The sequence below is a fragment of the Streptomyces sp. NPDC037288 genome (genome assembly GCF_055603265.1).
Window position 1 is genome coordinate 1 of record NZ_JBVJVY010000240.1, and the last position, 1,031, is coordinate 1,031.

General features: G+C 63.0%; 1 protein-coding gene and 1 pseudogene. Both read right to left on the reverse strand.

Annotated features, from left to right (window positions below; all coding sequences use genetic code 11):
• Positions 1 to 82: 82 nt before the first annotated feature.
• A pseudogene (locus ACZ7GZ_RS43525) lies at positions 83 to 478 on the reverse strand (transposase); the annotation flags it as partial.
• Positions 479 to 483: 5 nt separating this feature from the next.
• On the reverse strand, positions 484 to 678 hold the full coding sequence (locus ACZ7GZ_RS43530) for a hypothetical protein (RefSeq protein ID WP_471033429.1): 195 nt from the start codon (positions 676 to 678) through the stop codon (positions 484 to 486).
• Positions 679 to 1,031: the final 353 nt, after the last annotated feature.

Below are 1,031 nucleotides of genomic sequence, written 5' to 3' on the forward strand. Positions count from 1 at the left end.
TGTACCGCTTCGTGTACTTGCTTCCCACCTGGTGCTACTTCCTCTGGAACCTCATGTCCCAGTCTCCAGGTGTCCACGATCAAGGGGAAGCTTCAAAGATGATGTTGGCGGGCAGTTTGGCTGCGGCCCAGTCGTAGACGCGGGGGCCCTTGGCTCCGTCGCCGCAGGACAGGGTCTGCCGGCGTCGTCGGGTGCTTCCTCGATGAGCTCCTGGGACTTCGGCACTGCTCACGACATAGCCGACGTCGAGCTGTTCGAGCAGGCGGCGGAAGGACCAGTCCTGTCCGTAGGCTTCATAGGCACTCACCCATGCGGCGGGCAGACCTGCGACGATGCTGCGGCGGACCAGGCTCCTGGCCAGCTCGCCTTGGGTTGCGAAGGTGCGCTCGTCGGGGATCCGGACACACCGCGTTGCCGACCCTCTTCCCACTGCCACCAGCGGCGAGAAGAGGGCCACACACATGACGGGCCAGCCCCTGTCAGCTACTGCTCGTCGAGCTCGCTTTGGACGTCATCTAACGACTCCCGCCGCTCGGTCGGCACGCCATGAATCCCGTCCCGCGCGTGACGACCACGCCCTTGCGCGCTTTGCAGCGACTGCTCAGACTCGATCCCTTCCTTGTCAGGCTGCGCCTTGTTCCACTTTTCGTCTTTCCTGTTCGGATCTTTCCTGCCCATGGAGCTTCACTCCTTGTATGGCGGAGACGGGTCAGGTTCAGGTTCGCACGCAGTCATGGCAGCCGCATCTTTGAGTGCTTGCGCTCCGTTGCCGGGTTCCGGAGGGGTGTTTCGGCTCGCTGTCTTCCCTCTTTCCCTGCCGCTGCCCACCTCCTCACCCCCTCCGACCATGTCGGCCACCACGATGATTAGCTGGACGCCGTCCAGACGGCGGGCAAGGCAAGCGCAGGAACTTCATCCAGAACGCCTTCGACTCACTGAACCGTTTTCATCCTGTCCTGCTGGGGTGAAGGTGCAGGTCAGCGGTGTGGGGTGACGAGACGAGGCTCCTGGTCGTTGCGGTGGTGTTCTCT

Excerpts from the sequence above, each read along its gene's own strand:
- ACZ7GZ_RS43530 (WP_471033429.1), bottom strand. The coding sequence starts at position 678 with ATGGGCAGGAAAGATCCGAACAGGAAAGACGAAAAGTGGAACAAGGCG.